At 70.1% G+C, this 16,409-nt stretch carries 14 protein-coding genes; 6 read left to right on the top strand and 8 right to left on the bottom strand.

Features of this window, described 5'->3' with window-relative positions; genetic code table 11:
- Nucleotides 1-3 precede the first annotated feature (3 nt).
- Together AB0I79_RS22650 and AB0I79_RS22645 are read left to right on the top strand one after the other, a co-directional pair.
- Nucleotides 4-774 carry a protein phosphatase 2C domain-containing protein gene (locus tag AB0I79_RS22650; RefSeq protein ID WP_357875925.1) on the top strand — a complete coding sequence of 257 codons (771 nt, stop codon included), beginning with the start codon at nucleotides 4-6 and terminating at the stop codon, nucleotides 772-774.
- A gap of 181 nt (nucleotides 775-955) precedes the next feature.
- Entirely contained in the window at nucleotides 956-1,948 is a 993-nt protein-coding gene (locus AB0I79_RS22645) for a CHAP domain-containing protein (RefSeq protein ID WP_357875923.1), read from the top strand.
- Nucleotides 1,949-2,155: 207 nt separating this feature from the next.
- On the opposite strand, the gene AB0I79_RS22640 is transcribed toward AB0I79_RS22645, so the two are convergent.
- Nucleotides 2,156-3,208, bottom strand: a complete 1,053-nt coding sequence (locus AB0I79_RS22640) for a glucose 1-dehydrogenase (protein WP_357875921.1) — start codon at nucleotides 3,206-3,208, stop codon at nucleotides 2,156-2,158.
- 105 nt (nucleotides 3,209-3,313) lie between these two features.
- Between AB0I79_RS22640 and icmF the strand changes: the two genes are divergently transcribed.
- The gene (gene icmF, locus AB0I79_RS22635) at nucleotides 3,314-6,499 is read left to right on the top strand and encodes a fused isobutyryl-CoA mutase/GTPase IcmF (RefSeq protein ID WP_357875919.1); all 3,186 of its coding nucleotides are present in this window, start codon (nucleotides 3,314-3,316) and stop codon (nucleotides 6,497-6,499) included.
- Nucleotides 6,500-6,702: 203 nt separating this feature from the next.
- On the top strand, nucleotides 6,703-7,449 hold the full coding sequence (gene tpx / locus AB0I79_RS22630; RefSeq protein ID WP_357875917.1) for a thiol peroxidase: 747 nt from the start codon (nucleotides 6,703-6,705) through the stop codon (nucleotides 7,447-7,449).
- On the opposite strand, the gene AB0I79_RS22625 is transcribed toward tpx, so the two are convergent.
- Both AB0I79_RS22625 and AB0I79_RS22620 read right to left on the bottom strand, forming a co-directional pair.
- Nucleotides 7,442-8,380, bottom strand: coding sequence for a TIGR03619 family F420-dependent LLM class oxidoreductase (locus AB0I79_RS22625; RefSeq protein WP_357875915.1), 939 nt, complete (start codon nucleotides 8,378-8,380; stop codon nucleotides 7,442-7,444). The genes tpx and AB0I79_RS22625 overlap by 8 nt on opposite strands.
- Nucleotides 8,381-8,384: 4 nt before the next feature.
- On the bottom strand, nucleotides 8,385-9,194 hold the full coding sequence (locus AB0I79_RS22620) for an SAM-dependent methyltransferase (RefSeq protein WP_357875913.1): 810 nt from the start codon (nucleotides 9,192-9,194) through the stop codon (nucleotides 8,385-8,387).
- A gap of 79 nt (nucleotides 9,195-9,273) precedes the next feature.
- Between AB0I79_RS22620 and AB0I79_RS22615 the strand changes: the two genes are divergently transcribed.
- Nucleotides 9,274-10,023 (top strand): helical backbone metal receptor, encoded by a 750-nt coding sequence (locus AB0I79_RS22615; protein WP_357875911.1) that lies wholly within the window; start codon nucleotides 9,274-9,276, stop codon nucleotides 10,021-10,023.
- Here AB0I79_RS22615 and AB0I79_RS22610 read toward each other — a convergent pair.
- Genes AB0I79_RS22610 through AB0I79_RS22590 form a run of 5 tightly spaced genes read right to left on the bottom strand, consistent with a single transcriptional unit; the run spans nucleotide 10,016 to nucleotide 15,264 of the window.
- Complete coding sequence (locus AB0I79_RS22610) at nucleotides 10,016-11,173, bottom strand: ROK family transcriptional regulator (RefSeq protein WP_357875909.1); 1,158 nt, start codon at nucleotides 11,171-11,173, stop codon at nucleotides 10,016-10,018. The two genes, AB0I79_RS22615 and AB0I79_RS22610, sit on opposite strands and share 8 nt — an antisense overlap.
- Before the next feature lie 3 nt (nucleotides 11,174-11,176).
- Nucleotides 11,177-12,022 carry a carbohydrate ABC transporter permease gene (locus AB0I79_RS22605; protein ID WP_357875907.1) on the bottom strand — a complete coding sequence of 282 codons (846 nt, stop codon included), beginning with the start codon at nucleotides 12,020-12,022 and terminating at the stop codon, nucleotides 11,177-11,179.
- Nucleotides 12,009-12,974, bottom strand: a complete 966-nt coding sequence (locus AB0I79_RS22600; protein WP_357875905.1) for a sugar ABC transporter permease — start codon at nucleotides 12,972-12,974, stop codon at nucleotides 12,009-12,011. The genes AB0I79_RS22605 and AB0I79_RS22600 overlap by 14 nt, the downstream gene beginning before the upstream one ends.
- Nucleotides 12,971-14,344, bottom strand: coding sequence for an extracellular solute-binding protein (locus AB0I79_RS22595; protein WP_357875903.1), 1,374 nt, complete (start codon nucleotides 14,342-14,344; stop codon nucleotides 12,971-12,973). The genes AB0I79_RS22600 and AB0I79_RS22595 overlap by 4 nt, the downstream gene beginning before the upstream one ends.
- A gap of 32 nt (nucleotides 14,345-14,376) precedes the next feature.
- A complete protein-coding gene (locus tag AB0I79_RS22590; RefSeq protein ID WP_357875901.1) occupies nucleotides 14,377-15,264 on the bottom strand; it encodes a sugar phosphate isomerase/epimerase family protein in 888 nt (295 codons plus the stop codon).
- 113 nt (nucleotides 15,265-15,377) lie between these two features.
- On the opposite strand from AB0I79_RS22590, the gene AB0I79_RS22585 reads away from it, so the two are divergent.
- Nucleotides 15,378-16,406 carry a zinc-binding dehydrogenase gene (locus AB0I79_RS22585; RefSeq protein WP_357875899.1) on the top strand — a complete coding sequence of 343 codons (1,029 nt, stop codon included), beginning with the start codon at nucleotides 15,378-15,380 and terminating at the stop codon, nucleotides 16,404-16,406.
- Nucleotides 16,407-16,409 lie beyond the last annotated feature (3 nt).

The following is a 16,409-nucleotide window of genomic DNA, read 5'->3' as shown; positions in this document are numbered from 1 at the left end:
GGTATGAAGCACAACATCCGCTATGCCGCCGGATCAGACGTGGGCCGTCGCAGGGAGCAGAACGAGGATTCTGGCTATGCGAGCGGCCGGTTGCTCGTGGTGGCTGACGGGATGGGTGGACACGCGGCCGGCGAGCTGGCGAGCTCGGCGGCGATCGCCGTCATGCGCGAGCTGGATGCCACGCTTCCCGAGACGGGCTCGGACCTTGAGGCGGCCCTGGAGGGCGCCGTGCACGAGGCGGCTCGCAGGCTGGTCGAGCTGGCCGACATCGACCCCGCCCGCAGGGGCATGGGGACCACGGTGACCGCCATGCTGTGGGATGGCTACCACTTCGCCCTGGCTCATCTCGGTGACTCCCGCGGATACTTGCTTCGCGATGGTGCGCTCTACCAGATGACCAAGGATCACACACTTGTGCAGTCGATGGTGGACGAAGGCCGGATAACGGAGGATCAAGCCGCGGTGCACCCCCGCCGTTCGATGGTGCTGCGGGTGCTGGGCAGCGAGGGCAGGGCCGAGCCTGACATGGCGCTGCGCGAAGCCGAGCCTGATGATCGCTACCTCCTCTGCTCTGACGGGCTCACGACCGTGCTCGGGCCCGAGATGCTGCACGAAGTGCTGACCACGGTGGCAGACCCGGCGGCGTGCGTCCAGCGGCTCATCGATCTGGCGAACGAGGGAGGCTCGCCGGACAACGTGACCGTGATCGTGGCCGACGTGGTCGCGCCGGGCATGGGCGACGAGGGCATCTACCGGGTGGGCGCGGGCTCCTAACGAGAGTAGTAGCCAGTCCCATCGGTCACAGAAGCCACAAAGCCATAATTTCGGCTCACAACCAGACACTTTCCGGTTGATACGCGCAATTCCGCGATGGCGCTACTACAGTCCATCGTGATTTGTCGGTTTTCTGGGAGGAGTCACCCTGGACCCGATCGCGGATGAGCTGCTGAAAACGGTGCGGCAGGAACTCGGCTACAAGGAGAAGAGCGGCCAGTTCACCAAGTTCGGTCAGTGGTACGCGGATCGCGTCCAAGACACCCAGTACCGCGACGCGCCATGGTGCGACATGTTCCTCGCCTGGGCCGCGGACAAGTCCGGCCTCACCGACTACGTCGGCGAGTTCGCCTGGACGCCCTCCCACGCGGCCTGGTTCATCCAGCAGAACGCCTGGAGCCGGAAGCCCGAGCCCGGAGCGCTGGTCTTCTTCGACTGGCGCGGCGGCAAGAGCTACAAGGGCATCGATCACGTCGGGGTCGTGGAACGCGTCGAGGGCAAGAAGATCCACACCATCGAGGCGAACGTCGACCGCGTCTGGCTCAAGCGCAAGACCAGGGAGACGGACAAGGTCGTCGGATACGGCATCCCGCGCATGGTCAAGGACAACCTGGAGCGGCTGGACGAGATCCGGTCGACCGAGCGGCCCTTCGTGTCGCCGCCCCGTTCCGAGACCGGGCACGGGTCGCCGCTGGACGTGCTGGGCACGCCGCCCGCGTTATTGGCCGCGATGGTCCTCATGACCATCGTCCTCTCGCTCCGCGTCACCGGCCGCCGCCGCGGCACCCACCGCCGCCTGCCGTGGCTGCCCTGGCGTGGCAACCCGGCCGGTCCTCCCGCGAGGCCGGGGGTCCCGTCGCCCAGGAACCCGTTCGCGGGCGAGAAGGAGGCCGGCGATGAGGCGCCCCTGTTGGTGAAGGCCCGCGGCAAGGCCGCGGTCTCCGGGAAGCCGCATGGTGGCGACGCCGCGGACTCCCGGCGGGCGCAGGAGCATGGCGACGCGCCGCTCTCGGATCCGGCGAAGGAGCAGGCCAAGCCCCGCTCGGCCACATCCGCCGCGTCCGGCGCGCAGACCGGCCGCACCGCGAAGGCGCGGGTCCCGGCGGGCGCCGGTCGCTCCACCCCGAAGCCGCACCCCACCCCGAAGCGGCGCAAGCCCTACGACCCGAGCTGAGCGCCCCAGCGGCCACCGGCGCCGCGCCCCAGCGCCACCGGCGCCGCGCCCCGGCGGCCTCCCGGCGACACGCGCCGCGCCCCGGCGGCCTCCCGGCGACACGCGTCGCGCTTCGGCGGCCTCCCGGCGACACGCGTCACGCTTCGGCGGCCCCGGGCGACATGCGTCGCGCCCTGGCCGGGCTCCCCGGCCTCCCTGATGGTGCCGCTAGGCGGTCAGGTCGATGACGGCCTTGACGTCGTTCTCGTCGGGCTGGAAGGCCTCCAGGGCGCGGGACAGCGGGATCCGGCGCGTGATCAACCGCTCCAGCCACCCCCGGTCCGCCGCCGCCAGCGCCGCGGCCGCGTCGCGGTAGTGGCGGAGGTTGGCGTTGACGGTGCCGAAGATGACGTCGTTCTCCAGGACGATGTCCCGGTTGATCACCCCCGCGTCCACCCGGTGCGTACGCCCTCCGGGAGCGAGCCCGCACAGGCACACGATCCCCGCCGCGGCAGTGGTGATCATGGAGTCGATGACGAGCTGCCCGGCCCCGGTGCACTCGATGATGACGTCCGGCTTGGCCCGGGCGAACGGCTCCAGGGACGAGGCCGAGTGGTAGGTCCCGCCGAGAGCCTCGACCAGGTCCGACTTGTGCCCGCGCGGGGCCCGGTCGAGCACGTGCACCTCCATGCCCCGCTGCCGTCCGAGCAGCGCGGCCAGCAGCCCGATCGGCCCCGCGCCCGTGACGAGCAGTGTGTGCGGCTCGAACCAGGTGCGCGAGCCGATCCGTTCGATCTGCTCCCACGCCTTGGCCACCACCGACGCGGGCTCGACCAGCACCCCGACGTCCGCCAGCGAGGGGTCCAGGCGCACCGCGTAGGCGGCCTCGACGGTCCACGTCTGGCTGCCGTACCCGTCGATCTCCTTGATGCCGCGCTCGGTGTAGCGGCCGTTGCGGCACATGTCGAACTCGCCGTGCCCGCACGCCCCGCACGGCTCCGGATCGGGCCGGCGGACCACGCCCACCACCAGGTCCCCTGGCGAGAACGCGGAGCCGTCCGGCGACTCCAGCACCCGGCCGAGCGATTCGTGCCCGATGACCATGCGTTCCCTGCCCGGCGGCGGCCAGCCGTACTCGGCCTGCTCCAGCTCCCTGTCCGTCCCGCAGATGCCCAGGGCCAGCCCCTGGACGAGCAGCTCGCCCCGCCCCGGCTCCGGGTCGGGCACCTCCTCCACGTCGAGCGTGCCTTTCTGACCTGGCACGAACGTCAGCGCGCGCATCGGCGTCACCCCCTCGAAGGGCCCTCTACCCCGGACGCCCTTGGGAAATAGTAGGACGTCCTAGTATCTTCGGAAGGAGAGGCCTCCACGAAGGAGTGATCAGGCGTGCACGTCCCGGCCCACCCAGTACGCTTCGTGACCGCCGCTGCCCTGTTCGACGGGCACGACGCGGCGATCAACATCATGCGGCGCATCCTCCAGTCCCAGGGGGCCGAGGTCATCCACCTCGGGCACAACCGATCGGTGGACGAGATCGTCACCGCGGCCATCCAGGAGGACGTCCAGGGTGTGGCGATCAGCTCCTACCAGGGCGGCCACGTGGAGTTCTTCTCCTACCTGGTGGAGCTGCTGCGCGAGCGCGGCGCCGGGCACGTCAAGGTGTACGGCGGCGGCGGGGGCGTGATCGTCCCGGAGGAGATCGAGCTGCTGCACTCGCGCGGAGTCACCCGCATCTTCTCGCCCGAGGACGGCCAGCGGTACGGCCTGCCCGGCATGATCAACAAGCTGATCGAGGACTGCGACGTCGAGCTGGGCGACCCGCCGCCGGTGGAGGCCGTGGTCTCCGGCGACCAGGCGGCGCTGGCCCGCGCGATCACCCTCATCGAGTCGGGCCGCGCCCCCGAGGGCCTGGTCGAGGGCCTGCGCGCGGCGGGGAAGCAGGCCCCCGTGCTCGGCATCACCGGTACGGGCGGCTCCGGCAAGTCCTCGCTCACCGACGAGCTGGTCCGCAGGTTCCGCGTCGACAACGACGACAAGCTGCGCATCGCGATCATCGCCATCGACCCCACCCGCAGGCGGGGCGGCGGCGCGCTGCTCGGCGACCGCATCAGGATGAACAGCCTCAGCCCCCAGACCTACTTCCGCTCCCTGGCCACCAGGGGCGCGGCCAACGAGGTGCCCGCCTGCCTCGACGACGTGATCGCCGCCTGCCGGGCCGCCGGCTACGACCTGGTGATCGTGGAGACGCCGGGCATCGGCCAGGGCGACGCGGGCATCGTGCCGCACGTGGACGTGCCGATCTACGTGATGACGCCGGAGTTCGGCGCGGCCTCCCAGCTTGAGAAGATCGACATGCTCGACTTCGCCGAGGCCGTGGTGATCAACAAGTACGAGCGGCGCGGCGCCGAGGACGCCCTGCGCGACGTGCGCCGCCAGCTCGTACGCAACCGCGAGGCGTTCGGCGCCTCACCCGACGACATGCCGGTCTTCGGCACCATCGCCGCCCGCTACAACGACGCCGGCGTCACCGCCCTCTACCACCACCTCAAGCCGCTGCTCCCGATCGGCGACGGCGGCCCCGGGCTGCTCGCCCCGGTGGAGGGCCGCACGTCCCAGGTGTCGGCCGCGATCGTCCCGCCCGCCAGGTCCCGCTACCTGGCCGACATCGCCGAGACCGTGCGCGGGTACCACGCCGAGACGCTCGCGCAGGCCGAGGTGGCGCGCCGCCGCCAGCAGCTTGCCGCCGTCCGCGACCTGCTGAACGAGGACGGCGCGCGGGAGAGCGAGCGGGTGGAGCGGGAGCTGTCGGAGGAGAGCCGCGCGCTGCTCGACGGCTGGCCCGCCGTCAAGGCGCGGTACTCCGCCGACGAGCTGGTCGTGAAGGTGCGCGACCGCGAGATCCACACGCCGCTCTGGCGCGAGACGCTCTCCGGCAACCGCATCCCTCGTGTGGCGCTGCCCCGCTACAGCGACCACGGCGACCTGCTGCGCTTCCTCAGGAGCGAGAACCTGCCGGGCATGTTCCCGTTCACCGCCGGGGTGTTCCCGTTCAAGCGCGACGACGAGGACCCGACCCGGATGTTCGCCGGGGAGGGTGACCCGTTCCGCACGAACAGGCGGTTCAAGCTGCTGTCGCAGGGGCAGCCCGCGACCCGGCTGTCCACGGCGTTCGACTCGGTGACGCTGTACGGCCACGACCCCGACGTGCGGCCCGACATTTACGGAAAAGTCGGTACTTCGGGGGTGTCCATCGCGACCCTCGACGACATGAAGGTGCTCTACGACGGCTTCGACCTCGCGGCACCCAACACGTCCGTGTCGATGACCATCAACGGCCCGGCCCCGACCATCCTGGCCTTCTACCTCAACGCCGCCATCGACCAGGCCAGAGACCGCTTCCGCGCCGAACACGGCCGCGACCCCGACGAGGCCGAGGACCGCGACCTGCGCGCCCGCACGCTCGCCACCGTCAGGGGCACCGTGCAGGCCGACATCCTCAAGGAGGACCAGGGGCAGAACACCTGCATCTTCTCCACCGAGTTCTCCCTGCGGATGATGGCCGACATCCAGGCGTGGTTCGTCGAGAACGGCGTCAGGAACTTCTACTCGGTCTCCATCAGCGGCTACCACATCGCCGAGGCCGGGGCGAACCCGATCAGCCAGCTCGCCTTCACCCTGGCCAACGGCTTCACCTACGTGGAGGCGTACCTCGCCAGAGGCATGAAGATCGACGACTTCGCGCCGAACCTGTCGTTCTTCTTCTCCAACGGCATGGACCCCGAATACAGCGTGCTCGGCCGGGTGGCCCGCCGCATCTGGGCGGTGGCGATGCGCGAGCGCTACGACGCCGGCGAGCGCTCGCAGAAGCTGAAGTACCACGTCCAGACCTCGGGCCGCTCCCTGCACGCCCAGGAGATGAACTTCAACGACATCCGCACCACCCTCCAGGCCCTGATCGCCATCTACGACAACTGCAACAGCCTGCACACCAACGCCTTCGACGAGGCCGTGACCACCCCGTCGGCCGACTCGGTGCGCCGCGCCATGGCCATCCAGCTCATCATCAACCGCGAGTGGGGCCTGGCCAGGAACGAGAACCCGCTGCAGGGCGCGTTCATCGTCGAGGAGCTGACGGACCTGGTGGAGGAGGCGGTGCTGAGCGAGTTCGAGCGGCTGTCGGACCGGGGCGGCGTGCTCGGCGCCATGGAGACCGGCTACCAGCGCGGCAAGATCCAGGACGAGTCCATGCTGTACGAGATGCGCAAGCACGACGGCTCGCTGCCCATCGTCGGCGTGAACACGTTCACCAAGGACACCGACGAGCCGGAGCCGCACAAGCTGGAGCTGGCCAGGGGCACCGAGGAGGAGAAGCAGTCGCAGCTACGGCGGCTGCGCGACTTCCACGAGCGCAACCGCTCCGAGGCACCCGCCCAGCTCAGCCGCCTCCGCGAGGCCGCCATGTCCGACGGCAACGCGTTCGCGGTGCTGATGGAGGCGGCCCGCCACTGCTCGCTGGGCCAGATCACCGACGCGCTGTTCGAGGCGGGCGGCCAGTACAGACGCAATGTGTGATCGCGGCCGGGTCCGCCGCAATGCCTGAACGCGGCCGGGTCCGCCGCAATGTCTGAACGCGGCCGGGTCCGCCGCAATGTCTGATCGCGGCCGGGTCCGCCGCGGTGTGTGGTGAACGCGTGAGGGCGGGGTTGCGTCCCGGCGGGCTTTCGCCAGCCGGATGACCTTCCCCGCCGATCATCCGAACCGGTGGAACCCGGTTCATGCCCCTCACTCCCACAAGCGTGACCGGCGCCCGGGCCGTCCACGCCCTGCCCGGCGTCAAGGGCGCGGCGCTCCAGCCGGACCTGTCGCCGCACACGCTCCAGCGACGGCTGCGGGCGCTGATGGATCTGGCGGGCGTGCGGACGCGGGTCCGGCTCGGCCGGCACGCGGCCCGCCACGACTGGGCCCGGCAGGGGACGCCGATAGGATCACGATGCTGGGAGAACATCGTTATCAGGAGGCTTTCCATGTCCGTCACCTTCAAGGGCAACCCCATCACCGTGGCCGGCACCTTCCCGAAGCCCGGCGACAGCGCTCCCGCGTTCCGCCTCGTGGGCGCCGACCTGGCCGAGCGCACGCTGGCGGACTTCGGGCAGCAGACCAAGGTCCTCAACATCTTCCCGAGCCTCGACACCGGCGTGTGCGCGGCGTCCGTCCGCCGCTTCAACGAGGTCGCCGCCGAGCACCCCGACGTGGCGGTGCTGTGCATCTCGGCGGACCTGCCCTTCGCCCAGAAGCGGTTCTGCGGCGCCGAGGGCCTGGAGAACGTGACCACGCTGTCGCTCATGCGGGGCCGCGAGTTCCTGAGCGACTACGGCGTCTCCCAGGAGTCGGGGCCGCTGGCCGGCCTGGCCGCGCGCGCGGTGGTCGTGCTCGACGGCGACAACAAGGTGGTGTACTCCGAGCTCGTGCCGGAGATCACGCAGGAGCCCGACTACGACGGCGCGCTGGCCGCCCTCAAGTAAGCCCCGCGCGAGGCGCTTCGCCCGAGCGCCCTGCCAGCTCCGCCAGCTCGGCCCGCACGGCCGCCGCCAGGTCGAGCAGGTGCTCGTCGCTCGTCGCGGTGTGCTGCAGATCCAGGATGACCTCGTGCACGCCTGCCTGCGCCGCGGTGGCCAGGTAGGCGGAGATCTCGGCGACGGTGCCGCTCCTGGGCGGCGTGCCGCCCTCGGTGATCAGCGGGTTGGAGCGCAGGATCATGCGCAGGCCGGCGGGGTCGCGGCCGGCCTGCTCCGCGGCGCGGCACACGGTCTGCCACATCGACGTGAGCACGGGGACCGGCAGCGCCGCCGTCAGCCAGCCGTCGCCCCTGCGCCCGATGCGGCGCAGCGCCGCCTCGGAGAAGCCCGCCAGGTAGAGCGGCGGGCGCCGGGCCGGTTTGGGCTCGATGTGGCTGGGCGCGATCGTCCACAGCTCGTGCTCGTAGGACACCGGGTCGGTGGTCCAGATCGCCTCCAGCGCGTCGAGCGTCGCCTCGTAGCGCCGGGCCCGGCCCTGCCACGGCACCCCGGCGGCGGCGTACTCGTCGGAGGACCAGCCCAGCCCGAGACCGGCGTCGAGCCGTCCGCCGCTGAGGTGGTCGATCGTGGTGAGCGATCGCGCCAGGACGGCCGGGGCGTACCAGCAGGCGTTGAGCGCGCTGGTGCCCAGCCGCACGGTGGAGGTCGCCGACGCGGCCACCGACAGCACCGCGAACGGGTCGAGGAACACCCGGTGCGCCTCGGGGATCCGCCCGTCGCCGGCCGGGTATCGGTCCTTCGGCGCCAGCGGCGTCAGCAGCCGGTCGCCGGCCCACAGGCTGTGCAGGCCCATCGACTCGGCCTCGCGCGCCACCCGCAGCACGCTGGACAGCCGCGCGAACCTGCCGTACTGCGGCACCGCCAGCCCCATCTCCATGGCCTCAGCCCTTCCTGCCCACGCCGCCCAGGGCCAGCGACGACTGCGGGCCGTCGCCGAAGTCGATCAGATCGGCCTGCTCGGGACGCCACTCGGGCAGCCAGACCAGGCCCGGGTCCACCAGCTCGAAGCCCTGGAACAGCCCCGCGATCCGCTCCCGCCCGCGCAGCGTGAGCGGCGTGTCGGCGGTGCGGTAGACCTCGGTGGCCCGCTCGACGGCCGCCGCCCTGGCGTCGCTGGTGCCGTGGGACAGGACCAGGTAGCTGCCGGGGGCCAGCGCGTCGCGCAGCGTCGCGACGATCTTCTCGGGCTCGTCCGCATCCTCGACGTGGTGCATGACCGCCGACAGCAGCACGCCCACGGGCCGGTCGAAGTCGAGCGCCCGCAGCACCTCGGGGTCCTTCAGCAGCGCCTCGGGCTCGCGCAGGTCGCCCTCGACCACGGTCGTGTCGCCCTGGCCGGCCAGCAGCGCCCTGGCGTGCACGAGCACCACGGGATCGCGATCGACGTAGACCACCCGCGCCGCGGGAGCCACCTCGTGCACGTTGCCGGGCGCGGGCAGGCCCGTGCCGATGTCGAGGAACTGCTCGACGCCGGCCCCGGCGAGGAAGCGCACCGCCCGGCCGAGGAACGCGCGGTTGGCCCGCGCCGCGGCCCGCAGCTCGGGAGCCACCTCGAGGATCCGCTCCGCCGCCGCGCGATCGGCGGGGAAGTGGTCCTTGCCGCCGAGAAGGTAGTCGTAGAGCCTGGCCACGCTGGGTGTTTTCGGATCGAAGCCGAGCGACTCGCGCTGCAACCGTCGTCCCCCGATCACGAGTTAACGATCTTTGCCTGGAGTCTACGGCTCCGCGCCGACAAACGATCATCAGATCCGCAGATCTAGGCTTGCTGATGTGGATGATGACACCGGTGCGGCCGTGAAGATTCCCGTGACCGTGAGGCGGATCGTCTCCCTGGTGCCCTCGCTGACCGAGTCGGTGGCGGCGAGCCTGCCCGGCGCGCTGGTCGGGGCGACCGACTGGTGCTCGCACCCGGCGGATCTCGACGTGGCCAGGGTCAGGGGCACCAAGAACCCCGACCTGGACGCGATCAGGCGGCTCGCCCCCGACGTGGTGCTGGCCAACGCCGAGGAGAACCGGCCGCCCGACATCGAGGCGCTGCGCGAGGCGGGCGTGGCGGTGTGGGTGACGAGGATCGAGACGGTGGAGGAGGCGTTCGCGTCGCTGGAGCGCATGTTCGCGGTCGCGTGCCGTACGGAGCCGCCCGGATGGCTGGCGCGGGCGCGGCAGGCGTGGCGGGCGCCCTTCGACGGCCCGAGGCGGACGGCGGTCGTGCCGATCTGGCGCCGGCCGTGGATGGTGGTGGGGCGCGACACGTTCACCGGCGACGTGCTCCGGCGCCTCGGCGTGGACAACCTGTACGCCGACCACCCCGAGCGTTACCCCAGGATCCCGCTGCCCGAGCTGGTGGAACGGCGGCCCGAGCTGGTGGTGCTGCCCGACGAGCCCTACGCGTTCAGCGAGACCGACGGCCCCGAGTCCTTCCCCGGCCTCAGGTGCGTGCCGGTCAGCGGCCGCCTGCTCACCTGGTACGGCCCCTCGCTCGTCGAGGCGCCCGCCCTGCTGCGCCGCGCCCTCAGTTGACCAGGTTGGCCTTCTCGGCCAGGGCCGCGTCCACGGAGGCGGGGGAGAGCACGTGCTCCATGACGATCACCGCCATCCCGACGATCCCCGCCCGGTCGCCCAGCGAGCTCGTGACGATCTCCAGGTTGCGCGTCGTGTACGGCAGGCTGCGCCGGTAGACGATCTCCCTGATGCCCGTCAGGTAGTGCTCCCTGGTCTCCGCCATGTCCCCGGCCAGCACCAGCACGCCCGGGTTGAGCAGGCTGACCGCCGTGGCCAGCACCACGCCGAGCGTGCGCCCGGCCTCCTGGACGCGGGCGATGGCCTCGGGGTCGCCGGCCTGCACGAGCCGGACCACGTCGCGGCTGGAGGCCACGTCCAGGTCGGTGGCCACGGCGTGGCCGCTGGCCAGCGAGGCCACGCAGCCGCGCGAGCCGCAGGTGCAGACCCGGTCGTCGGTCTCGCGCAGCCGGACGTGCCCGATGTTCCCGGCGGCCTCCTCGACGCCGCGATAGATCTGCCCGTCGAGGATGATGCCGGTGCCGATCCCGGTGGACACCTTGATGAGGACCAGCGAGTCGGTGTCGCGCCAGGACGACCACCACTGGCCCAGCGCCATCGCGTTGGCGTCGTTCTCCACGAGGATCGGCACGTCGAAGGTGGACCTGATCGCCTCGCGCACCGGATGGTCGTCCCACCCGGGCATCAGGAACGACCTGATCACCCGCCCGGTGGCGGGGTCGACCGAGCCGGGCAGGTCGAGGCCGATCCCGCACACCTCGCCCGCCGGCCGCCCCACCCTGTCCAGCATCCGCTGGAACGCCTCACGCACCCACGACAGCACGGCGTCGGGGCCGAGCTCGATGCGCATCTCGGTGTGCTCCTCGGCCATCGGCCGGGCGGCCAGGTCGGTGAGCGCCACCCTGGCATGGTGGGCGCCCAGGTCGGCCACCAGCATCAGGCGCCTCGTGGCGTCCACGTCGAGCACCGAGGGCGGTCGCCCGCCCCCGGAGGCGCCGACCCCGGACTCGTGGATGTAGCCGGCGTCGATGAGCCGGTCGACCCGGTCGGTGATCGTCGACCGGGACAGGCCGGTGAACTCGATCAGTTCCTTGCGCGTCCGGCAGGAGCCATCGCGGATGAGCTGGAGGATCTGCCCTGCCGTCAGCATGGTCTATCCCTTCTCCGCTCCTGCGGTGAGGCCCTCCGTCAGCAGTCGCTCGCTGGCGAAGAACACGATCACGATGGGCAGCGTGAGCACCACCGATCCTGCCATCAGAACCGTCGTCGGGATCTCTATGCTCCCCGCGAGCTGAGAGAGCCCCAGGGAAACCGTCCAGCTCTCCCTCCTCTCCACCAGGAAGAGCAGGGCGAACAGGAACTCGTTCCAGGCGATCATGAACGCGTAGAGGCCGGTGGCCATCAGCGCGGGCTTGGACAGCGGCAGCACCACGCGCCAGATGGTCGACAACCTCGTGCACCCGTCGATCGCCGCCGCTTCCTCCACGCTTTGCGGCACGGTCTCGAAGTAGTTGCGGAGCATGTATACCGTGACAGGCACCGTTTGCGCGATATACACGAGGATCAGTCCGATCAGGGACCCCCGCAGCCCGATCATGGTGAAGAGCACGAACAGCGGGATGGCCAGCACGATCGCCGGGAACAGGTACACCGCCAGGAAGAGGAAGTGCACCTGGCGCCGGCCGAAGAAGCGCAGCCGCGCGACCGCGTACGCGCCGGGGATCGAGATCAGCAGCGTGACCGCCACCGAGGAGACGGCGATGATCGCGCTGTTGCCGAGGAAGGTCAGGAAGCCCTGCCGGGTCAGCACGTTCACGTACGTGTCCAGGGTGAAGCTGCGCGGCCAGAGCGAGCCCGGCTCCAGGATGAGCTCCTGGATGTCACGTACCGACAGCATCACCATGTAGAAGAACGGGAACGCGGTGATCAGGAAGAGGAACGCGATCACCAGCGGCTTGAGCACCCTGAGCAGGCCCCGCTCGAACCTATCTCTGGTCATCGCGCTCACCTCCCGCGAAGAACCGCAGGTAGATGACCAGGAAGACCACCAGGAAGACGGCCAGCACGATGGCCTGCGCCGCGGAGGCGCCGATGTCGTCGCGCGAGGTCAGGAAGTTGTAGACGCGCACGCTGACGACCTCGGTGCCGGCCCCGCCGCCGGTCAGCAGGTAGACGTCGTCGAACTTGGTGAAGGTGAACACGAACCGCAGCACCGACAGCAGCGCGATGATCCGCCAGAGCTGCGGCATGATCACGTACCGGAAGCGCTGGGTGGGCGTGGCGCCGTCGACCACCGCGGCCTCGTCCAGCTCGGCGGGCAGCGCCTGCAGCCGGGCCAGGATGAACAGGAAGGCGAACGGGAAGTACCGCCACGCCTCGAACGCGATCACCGTGAGCAGCGCCACGGGCACCTGGAGGCCCAGGAACTCGCCCCTGGCCTGGGTGAGGAAGGCGATCGGCTCGCTCAGCCAGGTGTTGACGATGCCGTACTGCGGGTTGAGCATCGTCTCCCACAGGAACGCCACGGCCACCACCGGAGCCACGTACGGGATCAGGATCGAGGCCCGTACCAGGGTCCGCCCCTTGAACCTGTCACGCAGCGCCAGCGCCGTCACCAGCCCGATCGCGATCGACAACGCCGTCCCCGCGACGGTGTAGACGAGCGTGTTGACCAGTGACGTCCAGAAGCCCGGCTCGGACATGACGTACGTGAAGTTCTCCAGCGTGTAGTGCCCGAAGACGCCCACGCGCCGGATGTTGATCAGCCGCGCGTCCTGGAACGCCAGCATGATCGCCCACAGCAGCGGCACCACCACCACGACCAGCGTGATGATCAGCGTGGGCGAGATGAGCGCCAGCCCGGCCCGGCCCTCCTGCTCGCGCAGCGTCCGCCCGCGCCGTGCGGGCCCGCGGTGCTGCGGCGCCTGCGGCTTGCTCGCGGTCGCCGTCACTGCCGGATCCCGCGTTTGATCGATTCCACGTCCGCCTTGGCCTGGGCCGCGGCGGCCTGCGGGGTCAGCGAGCCGTCGACGACCGAGCTCAGCGCCTTGGGCACGGGCAGCTCGCCCATCGTGGCGCCGACCAGCTTGCCCTGGCCCTGCGGGATGCCCCACCGGGCGAAGGTGTCAGGGCTCTTGCGCAGCGCCTCCAGCACGTCGGCCGGGTAGACGTCGGCCAGCGGCTTCTTGGAGTCGACCCCGGCGGGCAGCTTGTTCCACTTGTCCTCGAAGCCCTTGCGGGTGGGGAACTTGCCCTCCGGCGCCATCCCGATCCAGCGCTCGTACCCCTCGTTCATCATGTAGGAGACGAACTTGCTCGCCGGCTCCGTGGCGGCGTCGCGGGTGATCGCCCAGGAGACGATCTCGCCGTACTGCGCGGGCGCGCTCCCGTCGGGCCCCTTCAACGCCGTGACCACCCCGGTGTTCCTGGCCAGCCACTCGGGGTCCTCGCGGCACTCCTGGCAGCTCGGCAGCGCGTCCTTGCGCAGCCCGGCCATCTCGTCGAGGATGAACGACGACCAGATCATCATGGCCGCCTTGCCGGAGAAGTACGTGGCCCTGGTCGAGTCGACGTCCTGCTTGCCCTTGACCGAGTAGTTCTTCGCCAGGTTCGCGTAGAACTCGAAGGCCCGCGCGCACTGCGGCGAGTCGAGGGCGACGTTTCCCGCGTTGTCGACGAGCTGGCACCCGTTCGCCTGCGCGATGTGCTCGAAGCTCTGCGCGGTGAACGAGTCCTTCGGCGCGATCGCCAGCGTGATGCCCGCGACCCCGCCCGTGTTCAGCTTGGCCGCCGCCGCCTGCAGCGCCTCGTACGTGTCAGGCGGCTGCAGCCCCGCCTTCTCGAACAGGTCCTTGCGGTACAGGATGAGCTGCGCCCACCCGTCGCTGGGCACCGCGAGCAGCTTCCCGCCGGAGGTGTCGAGCTCCAGCGCGCGCGGTGAGAACGTGTCGCGGCCGAGCTGGTCGACGATCTTGCCCGGCGTCTCGGTGTCGAGCAGCTCGTTGGTCTCCATCTCCCGGATGGAGGCCAGCGGCAGCGCCCCGATCACGTCGGGCAGGTCGTCCGCCGCGGCGGCCGCGGTGAGGGTCTGGCTGAACTGGTCCTCGGCGACGCCGACCAGCTTCACCTTGATCCCGGTCTTCTGGGTGAACTCAGTGACGATCTTGTTCTGTACGGCCATCCGGTCCTCGAGGTTCTCCTCGGTCCAGACGGTGATCTCGTTGCTCGTTGACGACTGCTCGCCACCGCCGTCCCCGCAGGCCGTCAGGGAGGCGGCGGCGAGCAGGGCGACAGAGAGGACGGCGGTTACCTTCGTCGGCATGGCACGCTCCTCTGGTTGGGGATATGCCGCCCTTACCCGTGGACAAGAGGCCGCAACGTGCGGTAGGCGATACCGAGACCGGTCTGTACCCTCTCCGTGCTGCCGCTCCACACGGCATCCTCATGCTCCACAGAGACCACTCCGTCGTATCCGCCCTCGTAGAGCGCGTCGATCACGCTGGTCCAGTCGATCTGCCCGAGCCCCGGTACGCGGAAGCGGTACCATCCTTTTTCCCCGCTTACCGGGCCGTAGAAGCCGAAACGGTCGATCTTGCCGGGAAGGAACTGCGTGTCCTTGGCCTGGACGTGGGCGATGTTCTCGACGTACGGGGTCAGCGCCGTTACCGGATCGATGCCGAGCGCCACGAGGTGGGAAGGGTCGTAGTTGAGCTTGAGGCCCAACGAGAACATCCATTCCCATAGTTCGGGCGAGTAGGCCAAATTGCCCGGATAACCATCGGGATGCCAGCTTTTCATCACGCAGTTCTCGATGACGATCTCGACGCCGTGCCGCCGGGCGTGCTCGACGAGCGGGCCGAAGACGTCGGTCGCCCGTGCCAGGTTCTCCCGTACCGGCAGCCCGGGATCGCGGCCCACGAACGTGCCGACCGTGGGGCAGCCGAGCGCGGCGGCGGCCTCGATACACCGTCTGACGTGCGTGTTCACTTCTTTCCCTGTCGTAGGGTGGAGATTGTTCTCGTAGTAGGCGATCGAGGAAAGCGTCAGGCCGGTCTCCGCGAAGATCCGCCGGACCCGTGCGCATTCGGCGTCGTCGAAACGATCCACTCTGATGTGATTTCGGTCATCCGGTTCCGGCCAGCCGGCCACCTCCAGAGCCTCGAAGCCCTGGGTAGCGGCCCAGTGAGCAATGTCGGTAAGGTCGCTTTCCGGAAGACACGCTGTCAGAAACCCCAATTTCATCTGTCACCTCCGACGGAAGTCGTAGACTTAAGCGTGTTACGAGCGCAACTATCGTGTGCAAGGTAGCGCTAAATCTTCGACTTTTGTTTGATCAATAAGCGTAAGTGTGGGGAATGCGCGTCATCACCTTCGAAGAGCCAGGCCATGTCCGCGTCAGCCTGGAGTCGCCCGCCGAGCTTGAGCCGGGCACAGTGCGAGTTCGCACTCTCTATTCAGGAGTCTCAGCGGGCACCGAGCTGACCGCCTACCGCGGAACCAACCCCTATCTCACTCGCAAGTGGGACATCGAGCGCCGGCTCTTCGTAGAGGGCCAGACGCATGCCTACCCACTCAGCGGCTGGGGCTATCAGGAAGTCGGCGAGGTGGTGGAGGCCGCGCCCGATGTGGCCGACCCGCCGGTCGGCAGCCTGGTGTGGGGCATCTGGGGCCACCGCGCCGAGGCCGTCGTCCCGGCGGACAAGCTCGTCGGCCACGTCCTGCCGCCCGGCGCCGACGCCCTGACCGGCGTCTTCGCCCGGGTGGGCGCCATCGCGCTCAACGCCGTGCACGCCGCCGACGTGCATCTGGGCGACCAGATCGCGATCTTCGGCCAGGGCGTCATCGGGCTGCTCGCCACCCGGCTGGCGGTGCTCAGCGGGGCCCGCGTGGTCGCCGCCGACGCCATCCCCGACCGGCTGGAGCTGGCCAGGAAGTTCGGCGCGGCCGAGACGTTCGACGTGGCCTCCGGGTCGGTCGCCGAATTCATGCGCAAGCGCGTGGTGGGCGCCGACACCGTCATCGAGCTCAGCGGCAGCCACCTCGGCCTGCACGAGGCGATCAGGACCGTCCGCAAGGGCGGCCGGGTGGTGGCCGCCGGGTTCTACCAGGGCGACGGCATCGGGCTGCGGCTCGGCGAGGAGTTCCATCACAACCAGGTCCAGCTCGTCTCCTCCCAGATCGGCGGCGTCGCCTCGTGGCTGGCGCACCGGTGGGACGTCGAGCGGCTGCAGCGCACGTTCATGGAGCTCGTGCACCGCGGAGAGGTCGACGCCCGCGAGCTCGTCACCCACGTCATGCCCGTCGACCGGGCTGCCGAGGCCTTCGACCTGCTCGACAAGCACCAGTCCGAGGTACTCCAGCTCGTCTTCCAATTTGAGGAGTAAACA

Origin of the sequence: Nonomuraea sp. NPDC050202 (assembly GCF_040656115.1) — a bacterium.
Lineage (GTDB): Bacteria > Actinomycetota > Actinomycetes > Streptosporangiales > Streptosporangiaceae > Nonomuraea.
This window is presented reverse-complemented; position numbering and strand designations above follow the sequence as displayed.